The sequence below is a fragment of the Dactylosporangium siamense genome (assembly GCF_016862795.1).
Classification (GTDB): Bacteria; Actinomycetota; Actinomycetes; order Mycobacteriales; family Micromonosporaceae; genus Dactylosporangium; species Dactylosporangium siamense.
In genome coordinates this window covers 1-21,893 of the sequence record NZ_BONQ01000117.1, presented here as the reverse complement: position 1 = coordinate 21,893, position 21,893 = coordinate 1, and the positions used below count along the sequence as shown (strand labels likewise).

Genomic DNA, 21,893 nt, shown 5'->3' with positions numbered 1-21,893 from the left:
CTGACGGTTGCCGTCCTGTCTCCGGCCGTCCTTCCGGCCATCCACCGGTCCGGACGCCGACCGTGCTGTCGGCGCGGTGTCCAGCGTCGCGGGGGCCACCGCCGCTGGGGTGGCGCTCGCCGGATCGGCTGCCTGCCGATCGGCCGCCGGGTCGTTGTCGCCGGCCTCTCGGGCAGTGCCGCGAACGCCTCCGGCCTGCTCCGGGCCATGATGGGCAGACGGTTCGGCGGAAGGCTGGTCGGCGGAATTGCCACCGGACCTGGTACGGGACCCGCCCCCGGCCTCGCTGCGGGGCTCGGTCAGGTCGGTGGGCTGGGGCACGTCAGACATAACGCTCGCAAGAATAGGCACGCGTCGCCGCGATTGCCCGGTGATTTTCCGCTCCGTGGATTTCCTGGACGGTGGAATTCCCCCGTCGAAGGCCGGAGAGCTCTCGGCAGATCGTCACTCCTGCCACTAACGTCACAACCATGCCCTCCCCGAGCAGACCCTCCGTACCCGCGAAGCCCAGGCCACCGAAAGCGCTGGAGCTGGCGACTGTCGACGAGGACGACCTTCGCGACGAGGGCGCCTACACCGGGCTCGGCTTCTACGACCTGGACCTGACCGGGCGAACGGTCAAGGGTGCCGAGTTCAACCAGTGCCGGTTCAACCGTACCGACCTCAGCGGCACGTCGTTCGTCAAGGTGTCGCTGACCGACTGCCTGGCCGAGAGCTCGAACCTCGCCAACCTGCACGGTGACCAGTCGTCGCTGCTCCGGGTGGCGATCAAGGACGCACGCCTGACCGGTCTGCACTGGCTCGACGGGGTGCTCCGCGACGTGACGCTGCGCGACTGCCGCATCGACCTGTCGGTGTTTCGCGCGACCAAGTTCAGCGCGGTGCACTTCGAGGACTGCAACCTGGCCGGCGCGGATTTCACCGGGTCCGACCTCACCGGCGCCACTTTCGCCCGCTGTGATCTGACCGGCGCGCAGTTCTCCGCCGCGACCATGGACGGTGCCCGGCTGACCGACTGCGCCCTCTCCGGCATCGGCGGGGTGACCAGTTTCGCCGGCGCCACCATCAGCACCAACGACCTGATCTCGCTGTCGCACACGCTCGCCGCCGCGTTGCACATCAAGATCTCAGACGGCCGCGACACGGACGACGCCACCGGCCGCACGGCGTAGCACGACACGACACGACACGACCCGGCGTCGCCGGCGGCCGACACCGGCATCAGACACCGGCCCGCCCTCCCGCGCAGCAATCTCGGCACCCCGACACACCCCGGCCCCGCTCGACCCGCGCCGACCCGACGCAGTCCGACCTGCCAGGCACAGCCCCAGCCCGGGCACAACCCCAGCCCGGGCACAACCCAGCCCGGGCACAACCCAGCCCGGCACAACCCAGCCCCGACCTGGCCTGAGCCGGGTCCGAACCTCGGCAGCACTCGCAGTGGCGCTCCGGCCCTACCTGGGCCAGCCCAAACCTGGCGCGACGCGACTGCCTGACCGGCGGGCGGTCACCTCGATCTCGATCCGCATGCGGGGGTCCGACAGCCCGCACACCTGCATCGTCGCCGCGGGACGCACCTCACCGAGCCACTCCCGCAGCACCGGCCAGCAGGGCTCGAAGTCGGCGGCGTCCGGCAGCAGGTACCGAACCCGGACGACGTCCTGAACGCTGGCACCGGCCTCCCGCAACGCCGCGTCGATGTTGACCCAGCACTGCCGTGCCTGCACCAATACGTCGTCAGAGATCGTCATCAGCGCATAGTCGAACCCTGTAGTCCCCGAGACGTGGACCCAGTCACCGTCGACGACCGCCCGTGAGTATCCGATCTCCCGCTCGAACGTGGAACCGCTGGAGATCAACCGCCGCTCACCCATGCCGCCAACGGTAGTGGATCGCCCGTCGGTAGAACCGACGACCGTCAGAGCAGGCCGAGTTGGCGCATCAGGTCGACGTCGTCGGACATCACCCAGATGTCGGTGATCTTCCCGTTCTCGACGGTCAGGATGTCGTTGACTCGGATCTTCAGCTGGCGGCCGGTCGCTTCGACCCGGCCGAGCGGCGTGACGTACGGGCCCACGTGCCTGACGTGCATGTAGAAGCCGATCACCAACCTTCCGGCGGCTTCCACCCGATGCACCAGTTCGGTGCGCCGGTCCGCGAACGCGACCTGCAACGCCCGGGCACGGGCCACCAGGTCGTCGGCCGTCATCGGGGTGCCGTTGACCGGCACGGGGTCGGCGTAGAACCGTCGGAAGTCCGCGGCAGGATCGGCACGGCCGTCTACCGGCTGGTCCCAGAGCGAGAGCACGGCATCAAGGTCCATCGACGGGTACGCAATCTCCACCGTTTCACTCTGCCTGGCGGTAGAAGCTCTCCTGGCATCCTTGTCCGCATGGCGTCGACATTGAACCGGGATGCCCGGCCGAGCCGTGCGGACCTGGCCGCCGCCGCGGACAAGTTGCTCGAGGACGTCATCGCGCCCGGTCTCGATGTCCTGCTCTGCGGGATCAACCCCGGGCTGTGGTCCGCGGCGACCGGGCACCACTTCGCCCGCCCCGGCAACCGGTTCTGGCCCGCGTTGCACCGCAGCGGGTTCACCCCGCGACAGTTGCGCCCGGACGAGCAGGGCCTGCTGATCGGGTACGGGCTGGGCATCACCAACCTGGCCGCCCGGGCCACCGCACGGGCCGACGAACTGACCCGGGACGAGCTGACCGCCGGCGGGGTGATCCTGCGGGCGAAGGTGGAACGGTTCGCGCCCGCCTGGCTGGCGGTGCTCGGAGTCACCGCGTTCCGAACGGCGTTCGGCACGCAACGGGTGCAGGTAGGTCCGCAGGAGCAGGAGTTCGGTGGCGCGCGGCTGTGGATCCTGCCGAATCCGAGCGGTCTCAACGCCCACTTCACGCTCGACCGGCTCGCCGAAGAGTTCGCGGCGCTCCGGCAGGCTACGGACCACCCGAGGATCAGGGGAGCCACCGCCGACGCGGCGGACCCGGACAGCCCGGACAGCGCAGAGGACACTCAGCTACGGCGGTGATCGCTCCCAGCGGCCATGTCCAGGTGACAAGACCCGACCACGACACCAAGGCACCAAGGCACCAAGGCACCAAGGCACCAAGGCACCAAGGCACCGAACCGCAGGAGGTCGACGATGATCCCCCAACCGCACGGTCCCGTAATCTCGCTGATGCTCGCCGTGCCCGATGCCACCGAGGCCGCCCGGTGGTACGCGCGGGCGATGGGGGCCACCGAGCTGTGGAACCTCGGCGGAGTCGTCGGGTTGACCGTCGGTGGGGCGCCGTTCTTCCTTGGTGAGCCGGAGAACAACGGTTGGGACACGCCGGCCGCCGCCCGTACGAGGACGGCACGGGTCGAGGTGTTCGTCGACGACCCGGACGCTTTCATCGAACGCGCAGTGGCCGCGGGTGCTGACGGCAGCGTCGATGAAATCCGTGACCATGAAGCGCCGTGGGGCGTCCATCGCCAGGGCGGGTTCCTCGACCCGTTCGGCCACCTGTGGCTGGTGGGTGACCGGTCGCCGCTGTACGCGCATCAGCCGCCTGGCCCGGCCGCCTCACCGGACATGACGAACGACATGCGCAACCCGGGCTGACCGATCTGCGGGGCAAGCACCCAACCAGGTCATGGCCGCGGCGTTGACCACACGACCCGAGCCAGATTGCCAACGCGACCCGCGCGATGTCGACCTGGCGGCCCGCACGACGTTGCATTACGCGGCCCGCACGACGTTGCCTTACGCGGCCCGCGCGACACCGGTCAAGAGGTTCGCGACGTCCACCGTCACGCCACCCGTCCACGTTCGACCCGCTCGTCCACCTGATCGTCGTCTTCGAACAGGTTGGCTGTCCTGGCCGACCCGTTCATCGGACCGTGCTGCACCCGAGTTCGGACGCGGACCGCAAGCAACCGACCGCGCGCCCCGCTCTGCCGCGCGACCCCGACCCGGGCCGGCGTCACCCGCCCAGTCCGCCACCAAGCTCGCCGGCCGGTCCCTCATACCTGGCCGCCCGTTCCCGGAGCAGCTGCCCGAACAGTCCGCTCGGCTGGCCGCAGTCCGCGCAGATGAAGTTGTCGTCGAGCCTCGGTCCGCCGCAGTGATCGCAGGATCCACGGTCTCTCGGATCCTGATACGCCCGCAGCGCCTCCACGAACGCGCGCGCCACCCCCGGCGAGAGCAGCACCACAGCCCCACCGTCGACCCGCACCTCGACACCGGCAGCGCCACTATCACCGCTGCCGCTATCACCGCTGCCGCCAGCACCGCCGCCGCCAGCACCGCCGCCGCCAGCACCGCTAGCACCGCCGATGGAGCCGCTCACCGGGTCGAACACCCCGATCCTGCGGGCGAACGCCTCCAGGGCGGCGGTGACCTCACCGGCCGACGAGCCTGACCACCGCGTCGTCATCCCGCGACCCTAGCCCGCGTGCACCGTCATTCCGGTGGCGGGTCTGGGGCTCCGGCGTCCTGACCTGGTGGCGGCCTGCCGCCGCCACGCCGGAACCCGTCGATCTTCGGCCGGCTCGGTCCCAGCTCATACGGCCGACCATCGGGCCGGGTGATGGTGATCCATCCGGTCGCCGGGTCACGGTCCATCGCCCACCCGCGCTCATGCACGCACACGTGGTGATACCGGCACAGGATGACCAGGTTGCCGATGTCGGTGTCGCCGTGGTGGCGGACCCACTCGCGCAGATGGTGCGAGTCGCACCAGCTCGCGGGGATTCTGCAGCCGGGCCACCGGCACTCGGGATCCCGTGCCGCAAGCGCCCGCCGGAGCGCCGGTGGTGTGTTGCGGTAGGCCCGGCCGAGCTTCAGGGGAAGCCCGTTGTCGGGGTGCAGCAGCAGCTGCTGGAGGATCGCGTCGCAGCTCAGTCTCGCCGCGAGGCCATCGGGGATCGGGCCCCACCCGGTCATGACGGCGGGCTCGTTGCCGTCGTCAGGCACCGGGAAGAACGGCACCTCGTCACTGCCCGCCGACGGCCTGTCGTGCATCGCCCGCGCTGCGTCAGCCTCATCCGACGTGGCGGGCGCACCGGTGTGATCATGGAGGTCGACATACCGACGCACCGGCATCAGCAGCCCGATGTGTGGGCGCATGCCGCCGTTCGCCGGGGCCTTCCCGTCACGGACGACGGTGTTGAGCAGATCCGCGAGCGCGTCGTGCCGGCGTTGTGCCGGGCTGCGGTCGTCGCCCTGGATCGGCGCCGGACTGAACGCGTCGAGCGCTTCGCGCAGCAGCGTCCCGGTCTCTGCGTCGAGCAGCCCGGAAAGATGCCACATGTCGTTGATCCTGCTGACGGTGACACCACGGCGCCCATATTGCCGCTCCGGCGGCGTCGACTTGTCCCGCAGTGCCTCGTCGCGAAGGTAGTTGCACGCCGACCGGAGCGTGTCGGGGTCGACGATCTTCGCGAGCGGAACAAGGATGTCCTCGGCCTCCTGCACCACGTCCGCGCCGACCCGATCGGCGGTCAGACCGATCCTGTTGACGTGTTCGGCGTCGACCTCTCCGGCCACGAACGCCGCTTCGAGCGACGGCAACAGTCTGGTGATCCCGGCGGCACGGACCCGGGCGCTCGCGGCAGGCCCCGACAGCCGTGCATACGCCTCGAGCCACAGGGTGGTCTTGTTGTAGCCGTCCTCGTGGAACAGTTTCCTGTCGTCAAAGGTGCGGGTGAACCGGGCGATGACGGCGTCGAGGGTGTTGGCGCACTCGAGCATCGCCAGCACAGAGCCCCGCACCGACTGGTCGTCGAGGGTCTCAGGATCCAGGACGGCCAGCGATGCGAGGACCCCGGTCAGCGGATCGACCACCCCATTCGCACCCACCCCCCGAACCTAACCCCACCCCCCGACACAAACCCCCGCCCATCACTCACCGCAACAACAGGTTTACATCTCCGAATTCGTGCCACAGGTACCCATCGCGGACCGCCTCGGCGTAGCAGCGGGCGAGCAACTCCCGGTCGACGACCGCGGCGAGCAGGTCCAGGTGGGACGCCTTCGGCTCATGCAAGCCGGTGAGCAGCCCGTCGACGGCCCTGACCCCGCGGTCCGGCGTCACGATCAGGTCGGTCCAGCCTTCACCGGCGACGACCCGGCCGTCGGCCCCGGCAACCGTCTCCAGCGCCCGGACCGCCGTCGTCCCGACCGCGACGACCCTGCCACCGGCCGCTCGGGCGTCGTTGACGAGCCGCGCGGTGCTTGACGGCACCCGGAACCACTCCGGATACGGGCGCTCGTGCGCCTCGGGCGACGCCACCCCGGTGTGCAGCACCAGCGGCGCGATCTGCACGCCCGCCGACACCAGCCGGGCCACGACGCGGTCGGTGAAGGGTCGCGCCGCGCTCGGCATCTCGGCGCTGCCCGGCTGCGTCGCGAACACCGTCTGGTACGCCTCGAGCGGCCACTGCCGTCGCACGTACGGGTAACGGATCGGCTGCCCGTACCGGTGCAGGAACTCGAGAACTGGAGTACCGGTGTGGACCGACGCGAACCACAGCCTGCCCCGCGAGTACGGCTCCTCGAGTGTGACGGTGCCGCCGCCGGGCAGGCGCAGCGTCCCGGGCCGGCCGGGGTGGGGGCTGAGGTCGGCGCCGCGTGTCTCGACGAGCCAGCGCCCGTCAGCGAGCAGGGTCGAGAAGTGGACCCGCAGCGGAGTACCGACGACCGGCACGGACGCGGGCAGCGTGCCGGACGTGTTGACGACCAGCAGGTCACCGGGGCGCAACAGGTCCGGCAGGTCGGTGAAACGGTGATGGGTGACGGCGGCTCCCTGCCCGACGAGCAGCCGCACACCGTCGCGGGCGATTCCTCGCGCCTCGGGCGGTTCGTGCGCCTCCAACGCCGCCGGCAACACAAAGTCCAGCCGCCCACCATCCAGCCGCCCACCAGCCAGTGACTCAGACAGTGACTCAGACAGTGACTCAGACAGCGACTCAGACAGCGACTCAGACAGCGGCCCAGTTGGCAGCGGGTCGGACGGTGACCGGCCGGCATGGTTCATCGCGAGGTCCAGCGCCGTCACAGCCGCACCCGCCCCGACGCCGGTCGTGCGGTGACCAGGTCGAGGAACGCCGGCGTCACCGTCTCCGGCAGCGGCCGGTCACTGATGTCCTCGCCGGGAAAGGCCTCGGCATGCATCTGGGTGCGCAGGTCGCCGGGGTCGACCCACCACACCCGCAGGTCCGGCTCCTCGACCGCGAGCACGTGACTGGCCTGCTCGGCGGCCGCCTTCGCCGCGCCGTAGCCGCCCCAACCGGCGTACGCCTCGATCGCCGCGTCGGACGTGATGGTGACGACGGCCCCGTCATGCTTGCGCAACGCCGGCAACGCGAGCTGTGTCAACGCGAGCGGGGCGACGACGTTGACCTCGAACACGTCGCGGAGTGTCGCGAGTGGATAGTCGGCGAGCGGCGGCTGCGGGCTGGGGCCGAGGATGCCGGCGTTGTTGACGAGCAGGTCCAGCCGGCCGGTGGCGAGCGCCGCCTCGACGAGCGCGACCCGGTGGTCCGGGTCGGTGACGTCGCCCGGCACCGGGATCACGCCGGGCTCGGCCGGTGCGGCGGTCAGGGTCCGGCCGTCGACGACGACGGTCCAACCGGCCGTCGCCAGGGCCGACGTGAGCGCCCGGCCGAGTCCGCGGGAGGCGCCGGTGATGATGGCAGTTGGCATGTCTGCGACGCTATGCAGCGCGACGTGCACCGCCATCGGGCCGCAGACGGGTGGCCGCCCAGGACTTTGGTCCTAGGTCCAGGAGCCGAAGTGCAAAGGCCCTCGGCCTCGGTACTGTCGGAGCATGGCCGCCTGTGACCGCGACGAACTGCGTGAGGTCAGCGCGGCTGTCCTGGCCGTCACGGCGCACCTGTCGGTTCGCGAGGTCCTCCAGACGATCGTCGCGGCCGCCCGGCGGCTCCTGGACGCCGAGTACGCGGCGCTCGGCATCCCGGACGGCAACGGCTCGTTCCGCGAGTTCCTGGCCGACGGTCTCTCCGACGCGCAGTGGCGGGCGATCGGCCCGCTCCCCCGCCAGCACGGCCTGCTCGGTGCGATGCTCCGTGACCCGAACCCGGTCCGCTCGGCCGACATCCGCAGCCATCCCCGGTTCGAGGGCTGGCCGGCCGCCCATCCGGAGATGGTCGACTTCCTCGGCATGCCGATCGTCGACGGCGACGAGATCCTCGGCGAGATCTTCCTCGCCAACAAACGCCGCCAACCGGCAGCGCCGACCGCTCCTCCACACTCGGCGGCCGCTCCCCCACCATCGCCGGCCGCTCCTCCACCCTCGCCAGCCGCTCCCCCACCCTCGGCGGTTCGCGGCGGGTTCGACGCCGACGACGAGGAGCTGCTGCGCCTGCTCGCCACCCACGCTGCCATCGCGATCGTCAACGCCCGCCTGTACGAACGCAGCCGCGAACTGTCCATCGTGGAGGAGCGGCAGCGGATCGCGCGGGAGCTGCACGACGCCGTCACCCAGAAGCTCTTCAGTCTCCGGCTCACCGCCGAGGCGGCCACCGCCCTGGTGACCCGCGACCCGCAACGGGCCGTGGCCGAGCTGGACACGGTGCGCCGGTTGGCCGCCGACGCGACCGCCGAGCTCAAGTCCATCGTGGTCGGCCTGCGCCCCGCGGACCTCGCGGGCGACGGCCTGGCGACGGCGTTGCAGCGGCAGGCCGAGTTGCTCGACCGCGTCCACGCCGCCCGGATCCGGTTCACCGGCGACCAGGTGCCGAAGCTGTCCGAGGAGCGCCAGGAGGCGGCGTACCGGGTCGCCCAGGAAGCCTTGCACAACGCCCTCCGGCACGGCGACCCCCGCCACGTGGACATCCACCTCCGCCGCTCGGGTCGCGGCTTCACCCTGAGCGTCACCGACGACGGCACCGGCTTCGACACCGCCCGCCCCGTCAAGACCGCGCAGCGCAGGCTGGGGCTCGCGTCCATGCGGGAACGCGCCCGGAGCGTCGGTGGCCGGCTGACGGTGGCGTCGAAGCCGGGCGCCGGCACCACCGTCACCATGGAGGTCCCCGGTGGCTGCTGACCCGCCCGCTGTCCCGCCCACTGTCCCGCCCGCTGACCAGATCAGGGTGCTCGTGGTCGACGACCATCCCGTGGTACGGCAAGGCCTGCGCACCTTCCTCGACCTGCAGGACGACATCGTGGTCGTCGGCGAGGCCCACGACAGCGCCTCCTGCGTCGCGGCCGCGGACGCGACCTCCCCGGACGTGATCCTCCTGGACCTCAAGATGCCCGGCGGCGACGGCGTCGAGGCGCTGCACGCCCTCCACCGGCCGAGCGCCGTGAAGGTGCTCATCATCACCAGCTTCACCGACCCGTCAGCGGTCCTTCCGGCGATGCGGGCGGGTGCCGCCGGGTACGTCTACAAGGACATCGACCCACCGGCTCTGGCTGCCGCGATCCGCGCTGTGCACGCCGGGCACGTGCTGCTGCATCCCGACGTCGCGCGCCTGCTGGCCGACAGCGGACCGCCGCCGGAGTCCGCGCATCTGACCGCGCGGGAGCGGGAGGTCCTCGCCGAGGTCGCCCGCGGCCGCTCGAACCGCGAGATCGCCCGCGGGCTCGGCCTGGCGGAGAAGACGGTGAAGACCCACGTCAGCGCGATCCTGATGAAGCTCGGCGTGCAGGACCGCACCCAGGCCGCCCTGTACGCCGTCCGCTCCGGCCTCGACTGACACAGAGCTCGATCGGCAGCCTCTTGACGGGCGGCCTCTCGACCGGCAGCAGCCCCCTCAACCGGCAGCAGCCCTTCAACCGACAACAGCGCTCGGCCGACAGCAGCCCTTCGGCTCAGCCCGCGCTGACGTCGCCGATGGCCTGGTCCAGCATCTCCAGCCCCAGTCCGATCTCCTCGTCCGTGCTGGTCAGCGGCGGCGCGATCCGGAACGTCCCGCCCATCCCCGGCAACTGCACCACGTTGACGTGCAGCCCGAGCTCCAGGCACCGCCGGGTCACCGCCGCCCCGATCCGGTCCGCGCCTGCCAACGCAGGCGACCCAGGCGACCCAGGCAACCCAGGCGACCCGGTCCCGGTTCCCTGGTCTCGCAGCTCGATCCCCTGCAACAGGCCCCTCCCTCGGACGTCCCCGACGACCGGGTGGCGACGCTGGATCTCCAGCAGCCCCTCCCGCAGGCGCCCGCCGAGCACCCCGGCCCGCACGTCGAGCTGGTCGCGTTCGAGCACGTCGAGCACGGTGTTGCCGACCGCTGCGACGAGCGGGTCGGAGACGTGCGTGGTGTAGAACAGGTAGCCGCGTTCGTGCGCCCGTTCCTCGATCTCCGCGCTGGTGACGACGGCCGCCAGTGGCAGCCCGGCGCCGAGCGTCTTGGACAGGGTGAGGATGTCGGGGACGACGCCGTCGCGTTGGAACGCGTACCAGGTCCCCGTCCGGCACAGCCCGGTCTGCGCCTCGTCGAGGATCAGCAGCATGCCCCGTTCTCGGCACTTGCGCAGCAGCGCGGCGAAGTAGCCGACCGGCGGCTCGATGACCCCGCCGGAGCTGAGGATCGGCTCGACCAGGCAGGCCGCGAGGCTCCCGACGGACTGCGCGTCGACGAGGTCGAAGGCAAGGTCGAGCTGCCGCCGCCAGTCATGGCCCCCGTCGGGAGTGGTGAAGTCCGGCCGGTACGCGTTCGGCGTCGGGATCGCGATGTTCCCCGGCGCGTTCGGCCCGTACCCCTTCCGCCCCGCGCTGTACGTCGCCGCCGCGGCGGCCTGTGTCATCCCGTGCCACGACCCGGCGAACGACACGATCTCGTGCCCGCCGGTGACCAGCTTCGCCATCCGGACCGCGGCCTCGTTGGACTCCGCCCCGGTGGTCAGCAGCAACACCTTCGTCAGCGGCCCGCCACCATCGGGAGCGACACCAGCAGCACCGTCCGGGGAGACATCGGCGGCACCGGCCTCGATGCCGGCCGCCGCCTTGTCGAGAGAGGCGGCGAGGCGGCGGCTCAGCTCGACGACCGGCCGCGACAGCATCCCGCTGAACAGGTGGTCGAGGGTCCCGACCTGCCGCCGCACGGTGTCGACGATCGCCGGGTGCGCGTGGCCGAGGATCGCGCTCATCTGCCCGGACGTGAAGTCCAGGATCCGTCGGCCGTCCTCGGTGTACACGTAGCTTCCCTCGGCCCGGTCGATGATCTCCGGGGTGAACGCCCCTCCGTACCGCACCACGTGCCGCCGCACGTCCTGCCAGAACTCCGTGTCAGCCACACGTTCGTCAGCCATGCGATCGTCAGCCATGCGATCGACGGTAGGCGAGGCCGTTGTCAGGTTCCAGCGCATCATCCCGCACATACTGTTCGGGACAACCGCACAAGACGACCACACAAACCGACCGCACAAACCGACCGCACAAACCGACCACAGCAGACGGCCGTACAAGACAGCCGCATACGACACGGCAGGGAGCGCACCACATGCTTGATCCGTGGCGGCTCCGGCTGCTCACGCTGCTGGAGAGCCTGGGCACCGTCCGGGCCGTCGCCGAGTCGGCCAGGCTGAGCCCGTCCAACGTGTCCGAGCAGCTGTCCGTCCTCGAACGGGAGGCCTCGGCCCGACTGTTCGAACGCGCCGGCCGCCGGCTGCGGCTCACGCCCGCAGGCACGGCCCTGGTCCGGCACGCACGGGTGATCCTCGACCAGATGGACGCCGCCCACGAGGAGCTCGCCGCGTACGACGCCACGGAGGGCGGGCTGGTCGGCGGGGTGCGTCTGGGTGCGTTCACCAGCGCGCTCAACACGTTCGTCCTGGACTCGGTGCGGAACCTGACCCGGGACCATCCGCGGCTGCGGGTCACCGTGCGGGAGCTGGACCCGGCCGACAGCGTGGCGGCCCTGCAGCGCGGCGAGTGCGACGTCGTGGTGACCGCCGAACTGAACACCGGCTCGACCGGCATCTCGACCAGCGTCTCGGCCGACAGCTCGACTGGCATCTCGACTGGCATCTCGGCTGACAGCTCGACCAGCAGCCCGACCAGCAGCCCGACCAGCAGCTCTGTGTACGGTTCGGCGCCGATCCCGTCGGACGTCGTCCACACCCCGCTCGCCACCGACGAGATCATGCTCGTCACAGCGCAGCCGCCCCCGGGCGAGGAGCCCCCGCAGGGCCGGGCACCCGCCGACCTGGCGGACTTCGCCGCCCGCCCGTGGAGCGCGGAACTGCCCGGCACCTGGACGTTCGACCTGGTGACGACCGCCTGCCGGCGAGCCGGCTTCGAACCCGAGGTCGTCGGTCTCTTCGCCTCCTACGGACCCTTGCTGGCCCATGTGGAAGCCGGCCTGTCGGTGACCCTGCTGCCCGAGCTCGCCGTCGACCGCCGGTACCGGGTGACGGCGCGACCGATCCTCGATCCGATGCGCCGCCGCATCACCGCCGCCGTCCGCCGGAGCGCCGCGGAACGCGCCTCGATCGTGGCGGTCGTCGACGCCCTCCGCCGTTCCGTCCAGCAACGCGGTTGACCCCGCCCACAAAGCGCCCGACCACAGAGCTCCCGACCACAAAAGCGCCCGACCACAACAGGCACCAGACCGCAACCTGCACCCCGGCCGCAGCTGCATGCCCGCCCCGCCGCCCACCCCCGACCGCGGCTGCGGCACGGCGTCAGTTCGCGGTCACGTCCGGGGTGGCCGCGCGAAGATGGGCCAGGACGAGCGGGTCGACCGCGCCCTCGACGAGGCGCTCCTCCAGGTTCTCCACGCCAGCCCACCCCGCCAGGTCGGCGAAGCCGACGGACTCCAGCCGCTGCGCCACCTCCTCGGCGAGCGCGCCGGTCAGTGGCAGGAGCGTCGCCGGGTCGGGCTTCTGGAAGTACAGCTCCCACAGTTCCACCAGCTCGCCGAGCCGGGTCACCGGGTCCGGGTCGTCGTCGACGCGCAGGTCGACCTCGACGTCGCTGAGCCCGCCGTACCCGGCGGCGCGGCGCACCACGAACAGCGCGGCACTCTGCCGCCCGCGGCTGTCGCCACCGGCCCGGTCCCCCGCGGCGAGGGCGGCAAGCAGGCGCCTCGCGAGGGACGCGCCGCCCGACGGCTCGGCGCTGGCGAGCCAGGCGGCCTCCATGTCGTGCACGACGTCGGCGCCGGTGAGGATGTTGCCCTGGATCGCGTACCCGTCGCCGGCGACGCCACCGGCCCACGCGAAGCACTCGTCGCCCGTGAACGTGGCCCCGGCGCCCTCCCGCCCGACGACGCCGAGCTGCCGGGTCGCGCGCCCCGGGTCGGCGGCGGTGAGCCCGGCGATCGTGTCCGCGGCGGTCGTGCCGGTGCGCAGCATCGCCAGCCCCTGGACCCGGTACGCGAGGTTCGCGTGCGACTGTGTCGCGACCGCCCCGACGTCGGCCTCGGCCGCCGGCACGGCGGCACCGACAGCGAGGAACTTGCTGGCCACGGCGACACCGAGGGACAGCCCGTCAGCGGATCGCCCGACGATCGAGAACGTCATGGCGCCCACCGTAACGGAAACCGCGACCTACTCAGGACGGCAGCGCGCTCGGCGGCTGGGACAGGCAGACGAACGGTCCCCGCACCCCGGCGCTGAACCGCTCCGCCGCCCGCAGCGCGACCTCGACGCGCCGCTGCGGTGCCATCCGCGACCCCGCCGTCGCGAACAGCGCCCCGAGCGCGATCTCGTCGCCGACGCCGACCGCCGCGTACCCGTCGGCCGCCTCGGCGACCTGGTAGTCGTCGTGGACGGTGAACAGCCGCCCCTTCACCCCGACGAGGAACGTGCCGCCCTCCTCGCGTTCGCTGTCCCGGCGCGCCCAGCCGCCGGCCTTCAACGCCTCACGGACCGAGTCGATGAACCTGGTCGCCATGAACCGTTCGATGTCGCCGACGGGTTTCGGGGGTTTCAGCGCGTACCGGATGAGCTGCCCCATCCGGAACGACGTGGTGAACCCGAAGAGGTAGCCGTTGTTGTGGAACACCTTGCTGTCGGCCCGCACGGTGAGGCTCCAGCCGGATGCTCCGGCGCTGTCCCCACCGATGTACACGGTGCCGGTGTGCACCAACCCCACGATCGCCGTCATACCCCGTCCCCGTCCGCAACAGACCCAGCAACCACCGACGCAGCCGCGCCAGACACAGCCACATCAGACACAGCCACATCAGACACAGCAGCATCAGATACCGCAGCATCAGACACAGCCGTACCGAACACAGCCACACCCGACTCAAGCACAACCGCTCCGGCGCCCCGCCCGCTGGTGGCCCCCGTCCCACCGACGTACCGTGCGAGCCCGTCCACCATCAGGTCGATCGCGAACGCGAACCGTTCGTCGCCGCTGCCCTCCGTCATCGCCGGTGCCATCGCCACCAGGTTCGGGAACCGGTCGGCGGGCAACGCCCCGAAGTACTCGCGGACCTGCGCCAGGTAGGGCTCGGCGTCGGCCTCCGTCTGCCGCCCGCGGCTGGCGTGGATCGCGGACTCGACGGCGTCGGCCACGATCACCAGCGACATCTGGTCCATCCCCCACGCGGCGATCCGGTCGGGGATTCCGGCGCCGCGGAGCACCGCGAGCATCGCTTCGATGTACCGCAGCGAATTGGGTCCCACGGGGATGCTGGCCCTGGCGACCTTGACGAGGTCCCGGTGGGCGAGGAACACCGCCCGGCTCTCCCAGCAGCTGCGCTTGACCACCGCCGCCCAGTCCTCCGCCGGATCCAGGGAAACGACCGGCAGCGGGATCTCACCGATGATCCGGTCGAGGAGCTGCTCGAGGAGTTCGTCCTTGTTCGCGAAGTACGCGTACAGCGACGCCGCCCCGGTCCCGAGCTCCTGCGCCACCCGCCGCATGCTCAGCGCGTCGAGCCCGTCCCGGTCGACGAGCCGCAGGGCGGTTTCGATCACGGCCTCGGCGCTCAGCGGCTGCCGGGCGACCGGCGCCTTCCGCCGGGTCCGCCACGGCGGCTCCGGCAGCCGTGACTCGGGCGACGGGGACTCGGGCGAAGGGCCGGCCTGACCGGGCGAGGCGCTGACCTGGCTGGGCTCGGAGACGGCTCGGGCTGTCACCCGCCAATCCTACTTGACACGAACAGTGTTCGAAAGTAGAACAGTGTTCGTGACTAACGAACAGCGTTCGACCGGCGCTACACTCACCACCCACGACCACCCCGGCACCAAACCCCCCGACCCGCACCGATGGCGGTGGGCGGTCCTCGCCGTGGTCCTGGCCGCCGAGGTCATGGACCTCCTCGACGCCACGATCATCGCCATCGCCGGCCCCTCGATCCGAGCCGACCTGATCGGGCCCGCCGGCGCCGGCGGTGCTGGTTCAGGCGCCGGTCCAGGCAGTGGCACCGCGTTCCTGCAGTGGCTCGCCGCCGGATACACCCTCGCCTTCGCCGTCGGCCTGGTCACCGGCGGCCGGCTCGGCGACATCTTCGGCCGCCGCCGCATGTTCCTCACCGGCGCCGCCGGGTTCACCCTCATGTCGCTGCTGTGTGCCGTCGCGCCCGGCCCGGTCTCACTCGTCGTGTTCCGGATCCTGCAGGGGCTGGCCGGCGCGGTCCTCATCCCGCAGGGCCTCGGCCTGATCAAGGCCGCGTTCCCGCCGGAGAAGCTCGGTGCCGCCTTCGGCGCGTTCGGCCCCGTGATGGGCCTGTCCGCCGTCTGCGGCCCGATCCTCGCCGGCGTCCTCGTCGACGCCGACCTCTTCGGCACCGGCTGGCGAATGATCTTCCTGATCAACCTGCCCGTCGGGGTCGCCGCCCTGATCGGCGCCTGGCTGGTGCTGCCCCGACCCACACCCGCCAGCACCGTTCGGGGCGGCACTCATCAGGCCGGCGCTCATCAGGCCGGCGCTCATCAGGCCGGCGCTCATCAGGCCGGCACTGACGACCGGCTCACACTCGATCTCACCGGCACGGTCCTGCTCAGCGTGTCCCTGCTGCTTCTCGTCTTCCCGCTCGTCCAGGGCCGCGAGCTCGGCTGGCCCTGGTGGGCGTGGACCATGATGGCCCTGTCCGTCCCCGCGTTCTGGTTGTTTCAGCGGTACCAGCAGCGCCTGCACCGCACGGGCCGGAGCCCGCTCATCGAACCCAGCCTCCTCGCGAAGCAGCGGTTCACCGCGGGTCTGCTCGTCGGCCTGATCTTCTTCGCGGGACTGATGGGCCTGACCCTGATCCTCAGCGTCTACCTGCAGCTCGGCCTCGGCTTCTCCCCGCTGCGGGCCGGCCTGACCCAGTCGCCGTGGGCGTTCGGCACCGCCGTAGGCGCGATCGCCGGGCACGTGCTGAGCGCCAGGTTCGGTGGCCGGCGCCTCCTCGTCGGCGGCACCGCCGTGCTCGCCGCGGGCGTCGTCGCCCTGCTCGTCACCCTCACGGTCGCCGCCGGTCCCGTCTCGTCCGGCGCCCCGTACGCCGCCCTGCTGGCGTCGCTGCTGGTGCTCGGTATCGGCATGGGCTGCTCGATGGCGCCGTACTTCGACATCGTCCTGGCCTCGGTCGACGAGCACGAGGTCGGCTCGGCGTCCGGCACGTTGACCGCCGCCCAGCAGGTCGGCGGCGCGATCGGTGTCGCCGCGCTCGGCACCGCGTTCTTCGCCTGGGCCCAGCCACGGCAACTGGAGCGGGCCTTCGACGCGAGCCTGCGGCACGTGCTGTGGCTGGAACTCGGCCTGCTCGCCCTCGCCGCCGCCCTGTCGTTCCTCCTACCGAAACGCGCCCGCGACGAACCCGCCGCGCCCACAGCCAACACGGACACAGTCGGCACAGACACAGGCACAGTCGGCACAAACACTGCCAACACAGGCACAGCCGGCACCTCCTCGGCCGGCACCGACGCAGCCGCGACGCCCGCTCCGGAGGCGTCCGCACCAGTGGCGTGACATGGGTTAACCCGGGCGTTCGCGGGGAAACAGGTACACGCGGGCGAGAGGAGAAGCCATGACGTACACCGTGAACGACCGGCCGGCCACCGCGCCGCGCGTGCAGCCCCCTGCGGTTGCCAACCCCGCGGTTGGGGGCGCTGGGGTTGCGGGCCCTGCGGTCGGGGGCACAGCGGTTGGGGGCACTGCCACCTCGGCCAACGGCCACCGCTCCACGGCGGAGCTGGTCAAGCTGGCCGCCGAGCAGGTCTCGACCCTGGTGCGCGACGAGCTGAAGCTTGCCCAGGTCGAGCTGGCCCAGAAGGGCAAGCGGGCCGGGCTGGGCGTCGGCATGTTCGGCGGCGCCGGCGTCGTCGCGCTGTACGGCGTGGGTGCTCTGATCGCCGCGGTCATCATCGCCCTCGCAGCGGTCATGCCGGCGTGGTTGTCGGCGCTGCTGGTCGGCGTGGTCCTGCTGGCGGTCGCCGGGATCCTGGCGCTGCTCGGCAAGTCACAGGTCAGCAAGGCCGTGCCGCCGGTGCCGCACGACGCGGTCGCCAGCGTCAGGGCCGACATCGACACGATCACCAACTCCGTGAAGGACCGGGGGCACCGATGACGGCGACCGGCTCGAAGAACGGCCACAACGGGCACGCCGCACCCACCGACCCCGAGGCACTCCGCCAGGAGATCGCGCGGACGCGGGCCGGGTTGGGCGAGACCGTCGAGGCCCTCGCGGCCAAGGCGGACGTGAAGACCCGCGCGCAGGACGCCGTCTCCACCTCGGTGACGGCGGCGAAGCTGCGGATGCGGGAGGGCGTGGAGCAGGTCGCGGTGAACGCCGCGTACGCCGGCCGGGAGCTACGGACCCACCCGCGCCAGGCCGTGCAGCACACGCTGCAGCGGATGGTGCAGTCGGTCCGGGAACGCCCGGCACCGTGGGTGGTGGCCTCGGGGCTGCTGATCATCGCGGCGCTGGTCGGATACCGGAAGGGACACGAGTGAACAAGATCCTGTACAAGCCGTTCAGCATCGCGTTCAGCGTGGCCGGTGGCGTCGCGGCCGGGATCGTATTCAAGCAGATCTGGAAGCGGCTCTCCGGTGAGGAAGAGGCCCCGCAGGCGACGTCGCAGGAGTACGGCTGGGGCGAGGTCCTCGCCGCCGCAGCCCTCCAGGGCGCGATCTTCGCCGTGGTGAAGGCCGCGATCGACCGCGGCGGCGCAGCCGGCGTCCGCCGCGTCACGGGCGACTGGCCCGACTGAGCGGAGCGACCGGCCCGACCAAGCGGAGCGACCGGCCTGACCCAGCGAAGCGACCAGCCTGACCCAGCGAAGCGACCAGCCTGACCCAGCGGAGCGACCAGCCTGACCGAGCGGAGCGACCGGTCGCGCTGCGCTGAGCGACCGGCCCGACAGCGCCGAGCGACTGGACTCACAGCGCCGAGCCGGCCGTAACGATCGTGAGAAGGGTCTCCCCCATGCGGGGCGGCCCTTCTTCATGTCCGCCGACCGGTGGACACGATGTCATCCGGCCTGCCCCGGCAACGCACGCGCTCCCGTCCCGGAACCGTCCCGCGCAACACGACCGGCCCAGAGTCTGTTCTGCAAGCGTGATCCAGCGCCGGCACCGCACGAGGGAGCGGGACCGGCGCGCGGGAGTCCGGTGTCGGGCCGTCGGGCGGACGGCCCGGCACCGGAACCCCAGATGCCGCGCTGACCCATCGGAACCCGCCGACCCAGACCGGGTCGGGCCGGGTCGGGGGGCTCGCCTCGAGCGCGGGCGGACGAGTTGAAGCCCGCCGACCGCACCGACGACCAGCAGTTCCATACCGGACCGGATCAGGGTCCGGGCCGGGACGCCCCAACAACATCCCGGCCCGGCCACCGCACCGGGCGCCTCACCAACGCCCGTGGGCAGTCCACCCCGAATCCCGATCCGCTACTGCAGCAGCGCCTGCGCCCGGTCGCGCACGTCGGCGTACACCTTGCGGGTCTCGCCGATCTGCGGCACCGAGATCTGCGGCACCGAGATCTGCGGCCCCGAGGTCTGCGCCGCCGGGGCGGTCCCGGGCACCCGCCACGCCGGCGGTTCCGCGCCGCCGTCGAGCACCCATGCCGCCTGCCGGGCGGCACCCAACGCGACGTACTCGCCCGGGTCCGGCACGCTGACCGGCACTCCGAAGAGGGCGGGTGCGACCTCGCGTACCGCGGCGGAGGCGGCGGCACCACCGATGAGCAGGACCCGCTCGACCGGCACACCCAGGCCCCGGACCGCGTCGATGCCGTCGGCGAGCCCGCACAGCATGCCCTCAACCGCCGCCCGGGCCAGGTTCGCCGGGGTGGCGTTGCCGCGGGTGATGCCGTTGAGCAGGCCGCGGGCGTCGGGCAGGTTCGGGGTGCGTTCCCCGTCGAGGTACGGCAGCAGCGTCAACCCGCCCGCCCCCGGCGCCGCCGATCGCGCCAGCTCGTCCAATGTGGACAGGTCGACCCCGAGCAGCGCGGCGACGGTCGACAGGACCCGTGCCGCGTTGAGGGTCGCGACGAGCGGCAGGTGCCGGCCGGTCGCGTCGGCGAACCCGGCGACGGTGCCGCTGGGGTCCGTGACCGGCCGCTCCGACACGCCGAAGACGGTGCCCGAGGTGCCGAGCGACACCACGACGTCGCCGGCCCGCAGGCCGAGGCCGAGGGCGGCGGCCATGTTGTCGCCGGTGCCCGGCGCAAGAAGGGCACCGGCGACGGTCTCTCCCACCACCTCGGCCGGACCTGCGACCCGCGGCACCGCCAGGTCCCGCCCGAACGCCAACCGCAACAGCTGCGGCTGGTACGAGCCTGACGCCGGCGACCAGTACCCCGTCCCCGACGCGTCACCACGGTCGGTGGTCGGGCCGCCCGAGGACGCGCCGGCCGCGTCGGATCGGTCGGCGCGCAGCAGGTGCGTGATCCAGTCGTGCGGCAGCATGACGCTCGCGGCGCGGGCGGCGTTGTCCGGTTCGTGCTCGGCGACCCACCGCAGTTTCGTCACGGTGAAGCTGGCCACCGGCACGAGCCCGGTCGCGGCGGCCCAGGCCTCGGCGCCGCCGGGCAGTTCGGCGATGAGGTCGGTGGCGGCGCCGGCGGAGCGCGTGTCGTTCCACAGCAGCGCGTCGCGGACGACGTCGCCGGCCTCGTCGAGCAGCACCATGCCGTGCTGCTGCCCGCCGACACCGATGGCCGAGACACCGTCGAGGAGCCCGCCAACTTGCGTGTCACTGCCCCGGCTGTCACCGGTCGCTTCGCCGAACGCCCGCCACCAGTGGGCCGGGTCGACCGCGGTCGCGTCGGGGTGTCCGGCGCGCCCTTCCCGCACGACCTCACCGGTGTCGGCGTCGCACACGAGCACCTTCGTCGACTGGGTCGACGTGTCGACACCCGCGACGAGGCGCCTGGTCACGAACGGACGCCCAGCAGGTGCTCCATCGCCAGCTGGTCGAGGTACTCGAACGCGCCACCGCGGGCGGCGAGCTTCTCGACGTCGAACTCCTCGGCGCGCAGCGACTCGATGGTCTCGCCCTCGGAGAGGGTCGGCTCGTACAGCTCGTTGACCCGCGCCGCCTCGAGCGCCGCGGCGACCTCCGGGTCCGCACGGAACGAGGCGACCCGCTCCTTGAGGATCAGGTAGTTGCGCATGCACGCCCGCGCGGTCTCCCACACGCCGTCGTAGTCCTCGGTCCGCGGCGGCTTGTAGTCGAAGTGGCGGTAGCCGGTGTACCCGCCGGTCTCGAGCACGTCGACGGTCCAGAACGCGCCGCGCAGGTTACCGGCGCCGAAACGCAGGTCCTGGTCGAAGCGCGGGCCGTGCTGGCCGTTGAGGTCGATGTGGAACAGCTTGCCGTGCCAGAGCGCCTGGGCGATGCCGTGGGCGAAGTTGAGCCCGGCCATCTCCTCGTGCCCGACCTCGGGGTTGAGGCCGACCCGGTCGGGCTCCTCGAGGGTCGAGATCAGGGCGAGGGCGTGGCCGATCGTCGGCAGCAGGATGTCGCCGCGGGGCTCGTTCGGCTTCGGCTCCAGCGCGAAGCGGATGTCGTAGCCCTGGTCGCGCACGTACGCGCAGAGGAGGTTGAGCCCTTCGCGGTACCGGTCGAGCGCGGCCGCCACGTCCTTGGCCCCGCCGGACTCGGCGCCCTCGCGGCCGCCCCACAGCACGTAGGTCTCGGCGCCGAGCTCAGCGGCGAGGTCGATGTTGCGCAGCACCTTCTTGATCGCGAAGCGGCGGACCGCACGGTCGTTGGAGGTGAACCCGCCATCTTTGAAGATCGGGTGGCTGAAGAGGTTGGTGGTGACCATCTCGACGCGCACGCCGGTCGCCTTGAGCGCGTCCTTGAAGCGGGAGATCAGGTGGTCGCGGGTCGCGTCGTCACTGCCGAACGGGAACAGGTCGTCGTCGTGGAACGTGACGGCGGCCGCGCCGAGGTCGGACAGGCGGTGGACGGCCTCGACGGAGTCGAGCGGGGCGCGGGTGGGGCCGCCGAAGACGTCCTGGGCCTGCCAGCCGACGGTCCACAGCCCGAACGAGAACTTGTCGGCGCGGCTGGGCTGGTAATCGTTCATGAAGTTACCTCTTAGCGGGGTGTTCGTTGGCGGACGGTTAGCACCCTACGCCGCCAGGCGGGGTTAGTTCAATATCAGAACTAACCAGCTTGCACCTACCCACGTATCCTGAAATATCCGGCCCGATCAGGACGTAGCGTTGCGAGAATCTCCAGCCCAAGCCCACCCGGAGCGCCGAACGACCGAGCCGGAACCGCGAGCCGGCGCCGGCGGATCGTGTCGCTCCACCGCAGCCGAGTCGCGGCACCGCCCACGAACCGCGCGCCGGACCTGCGCACGCGACGTCCGACCGCAAGTGCGACACGGCACCGTCAGGCGCAGCACAAGCCGAGCGCAGCACAAGCCGAGCACAGCACAAGCCGAGCACAGCCAGCACGGCACCGTCAGGCACGGCACCGTCAGGCACGGCACCGTCAGGCACGGCACCGTCAGGCACGGCACCGTCAGGCACGGCACCGTCAGGCAC

General features: G+C 71.7%; 22 protein-coding genes. 10 read left to right on the top strand and 12 right to left on the bottom strand.

Features of this window, described 5'->3' with window-relative positions; translation table 11 throughout:
• Window positions 1–470: 470 nt before the first annotated feature.
• Window positions 471–1,172: a pentapeptide repeat-containing protein gene (locus Dsi01nite_RS36875; protein ID WP_203851001.1), complete on the top strand. Its 702-nt coding sequence runs from the start codon at window positions 471–473 to the stop codon at window positions 1,170–1,172.
• A gap of 282 nt (window positions 1,173–1,454) precedes the next feature.
• On the opposite strand, the gene Dsi01nite_RS36870 is transcribed toward Dsi01nite_RS36875, so the two are convergent.
• Both Dsi01nite_RS36870 and Dsi01nite_RS36865 read right to left on the bottom strand, forming a co-directional pair.
• A complete protein-coding gene (locus Dsi01nite_RS36870) occupies window positions 1,455–1,874 on the bottom strand; it encodes a RidA family protein (protein WP_203851000.1) in 420 nt (139 codons plus the stop codon).
• Between the two features lie 44 nt (window positions 1,875–1,918).
• The gene (locus Dsi01nite_RS36865; protein WP_203850999.1) at window positions 1,919–2,344 is read right to left on the bottom strand and encodes an ester cyclase; all 426 of its coding nucleotides are present in this window, start codon (window positions 2,342–2,344) and stop codon (window positions 1,919–1,921) included.
• A 48-nt stretch (window positions 2,345–2,392) separates the two neighbouring features.
• On the opposite strand from Dsi01nite_RS36865, the gene mug reads away from it, so the two are divergent.
• A complete protein-coding gene (gene mug / locus Dsi01nite_RS36860) occupies window positions 2,393–3,037 on the top strand; it encodes a G/U mismatch-specific DNA glycosylase (protein ID WP_203850998.1) in 645 nt (214 codons plus the stop codon).
• Between the two features lie 114 nt (window positions 3,038–3,151).
• Window positions 3,152–3,613 carry a VOC family protein gene (locus Dsi01nite_RS36855; protein ID WP_203850997.1) on the top strand — a complete coding sequence of 154 codons (462 nt, stop codon included), beginning with the start codon at window positions 3,152–3,154 and terminating at the stop codon, window positions 3,611–3,613.
• A 361-nt stretch (window positions 3,614–3,974) separates the two neighbouring features.
• Here Dsi01nite_RS36855 and Dsi01nite_RS57660 read toward each other — a convergent pair whose 3' ends face one another.
• The 4 genes from Dsi01nite_RS57660 to Dsi01nite_RS36835 form a co-directional block, all read right to left on the bottom strand.
• Window positions 3,975–4,427 (bottom strand): hypothetical protein, encoded by a 453-nt coding sequence (locus Dsi01nite_RS57660; protein WP_239136435.1) that lies wholly within the window; start codon window positions 4,425–4,427, stop codon window positions 3,975–3,977.
• A gap of 26 nt (window positions 4,428–4,453) precedes the next feature.
• Window positions 4,454–5,851, bottom strand: coding sequence for an HNH endonuclease signature motif containing protein (locus Dsi01nite_RS36845; protein ID WP_203850996.1), 1,398 nt, complete (start codon window positions 5,849–5,851; stop codon window positions 4,454–4,456).
• Between the two features lie 46 nt (window positions 5,852–5,897).
• Window positions 5,898–6,881, bottom strand: a complete 984-nt coding sequence (locus Dsi01nite_RS36840) for an S-adenosylmethionine:tRNA ribosyltransferase-isomerase (RefSeq protein WP_239136434.1) — start codon at window positions 6,879–6,881, stop codon at window positions 5,898–5,900.
• Between the two features lie 164 nt (window positions 6,882–7,045).
• On the bottom strand, window positions 7,046–7,696 hold the full coding sequence (locus Dsi01nite_RS36835; protein ID WP_203850995.1) for an SDR family oxidoreductase: 651 nt from the start codon (window positions 7,694–7,696) through the stop codon (window positions 7,046–7,048).
• Between the two features lie 124 nt (window positions 7,697–7,820).
• Here Dsi01nite_RS36835 and Dsi01nite_RS36830 point away from each other — a divergent pair, with 124 nt between their 5' ends.
• Both Dsi01nite_RS36830 and Dsi01nite_RS36825 read left to right on the top strand, forming a co-directional pair.
• Window positions 7,821–9,059: a GAF domain-containing sensor histidine kinase gene (locus Dsi01nite_RS36830; protein ID WP_203850994.1), complete on the top strand. Its 1,239-nt coding sequence runs from the start codon at window positions 7,821–7,823 to the stop codon at window positions 9,057–9,059.
• On the top strand, window positions 9,049–9,711 hold the full coding sequence (locus tag Dsi01nite_RS36825; RefSeq protein WP_239136433.1) for a response regulator: 663 nt from the start codon (window positions 9,049–9,051) through the stop codon (window positions 9,709–9,711). The genes Dsi01nite_RS36830 and Dsi01nite_RS36825 overlap by 11 nt, the downstream gene beginning before the upstream one ends.
• Before the next feature lie 115 nt (window positions 9,712–9,826).
• Here the strand turns inward: Dsi01nite_RS36825 and Dsi01nite_RS36820 are convergent, their stop codons facing one another.
• The gene (locus Dsi01nite_RS36820) at window positions 9,827–11,278 is read right to left on the bottom strand and encodes an aspartate aminotransferase family protein (protein WP_239136432.1); all 1,452 of its coding nucleotides are present in this window, start codon (window positions 11,276–11,278) and stop codon (window positions 9,827–9,829) included.
• A gap of 176 nt (window positions 11,279–11,454) precedes the next feature.
• On the opposite strand from Dsi01nite_RS36820, the gene Dsi01nite_RS36815 reads away from it, so the two are divergent.
• The gene (locus tag Dsi01nite_RS36815; RefSeq protein WP_203850993.1) at window positions 11,455–12,495 is read left to right on the top strand and encodes a LysR family transcriptional regulator; all 1,041 of its coding nucleotides are present in this window, start codon (window positions 11,455–11,457) and stop codon (window positions 12,493–12,495) included.
• Window positions 12,496–12,637: 142 nt separating this feature from the next.
• Here Dsi01nite_RS36815 and Dsi01nite_RS36810 read toward each other — a convergent pair whose 3' ends face one another.
• Genes Dsi01nite_RS36810 through Dsi01nite_RS36800 form a run of 3 tightly spaced genes read right to left on the bottom strand, consistent with a single transcriptional unit; the run spans window position 12,638 to window position 15,046 of the window.
• Window positions 12,638–13,477, bottom strand: a complete 840-nt coding sequence (locus tag Dsi01nite_RS36810) for a DUF1028 domain-containing protein (RefSeq protein WP_203850992.1) — start codon at window positions 13,475–13,477, stop codon at window positions 12,638–12,640.
• Window positions 13,478–13,508: 31 nt separating this feature from the next.
• Window positions 13,509–14,063 carry a hypothetical protein gene (locus tag Dsi01nite_RS36805; protein ID WP_203850991.1) on the bottom strand — a complete coding sequence of 185 codons (555 nt, stop codon included), beginning with the start codon at window positions 14,061–14,063 and terminating at the stop codon, window positions 13,509–13,511.
• Window positions 14,060–15,046, bottom strand: a complete 987-nt coding sequence (locus Dsi01nite_RS36800) for a TetR/AcrR family transcriptional regulator (protein WP_203850990.1) — start codon at window positions 15,044–15,046, stop codon at window positions 14,060–14,062. Before Dsi01nite_RS36800 ends, Dsi01nite_RS36805 begins: the two co-directional genes overlap by 4 nt.
• A 49-nt stretch (window positions 15,047–15,095) precedes the next feature.
• On the opposite strand from Dsi01nite_RS36800, the gene Dsi01nite_RS36795 reads away from it, so the two are divergent.
• From Dsi01nite_RS36795 to Dsi01nite_RS36780, 4 genes are read left to right on the top strand one after another with little or no spacing between them, the layout of a single operon-like run.
• On the top strand, window positions 15,096–16,862 hold the full coding sequence (locus tag Dsi01nite_RS36795) for an MFS transporter (RefSeq protein WP_239136431.1): 1,767 nt from the start codon (window positions 15,096–15,098) through the stop codon (window positions 16,860–16,862).
• 58 nt (window positions 16,863–16,920) lie between these two features.
• Entirely contained in the window at window positions 16,921–17,460 is a 540-nt protein-coding gene (locus Dsi01nite_RS36790) for a phage holin family protein (protein ID WP_203850989.1), read from the top strand.
• A complete protein-coding gene (locus tag Dsi01nite_RS58745) occupies window positions 17,457–17,846 on the top strand; it encodes a DUF3618 domain-containing protein (RefSeq protein WP_203850988.1) in 390 nt (129 codons plus the stop codon). The genes Dsi01nite_RS36790 and Dsi01nite_RS58745 overlap by 4 nt, the downstream gene beginning before the upstream one ends.
• The gene (locus Dsi01nite_RS36780; protein ID WP_203850987.1) at window positions 17,843–18,103 is read left to right on the top strand and encodes a DUF4235 domain-containing protein; all 261 of its coding nucleotides are present in this window, start codon (window positions 17,843–17,845) and stop codon (window positions 18,101–18,103) included. The genes Dsi01nite_RS58745 and Dsi01nite_RS36780 overlap by 4 nt, the downstream gene beginning before the upstream one ends.
• Before the next feature lie 676 nt (window positions 18,104–18,779).
• Here the strand turns inward: Dsi01nite_RS36780 and xylB are convergent.
• The gene (gene xylB / locus Dsi01nite_RS36775) at window positions 18,780–20,270 is read right to left on the bottom strand and encodes a xylulokinase (RefSeq protein ID WP_203850986.1); all 1,491 of its coding nucleotides are present in this window, start codon (window positions 20,268–20,270) and stop codon (window positions 18,780–18,782) included.
• Entirely contained in the window at window positions 20,267–21,427 is a 1,161-nt protein-coding gene (gene xylA, locus Dsi01nite_RS36770) for a xylose isomerase (protein WP_203850985.1), read from the bottom strand. The genes xylB and xylA overlap by 4 nt, the downstream gene beginning before the upstream one ends.
• Between the last annotated feature and the right edge of the window lie 466 nt (window positions 21,428–21,893).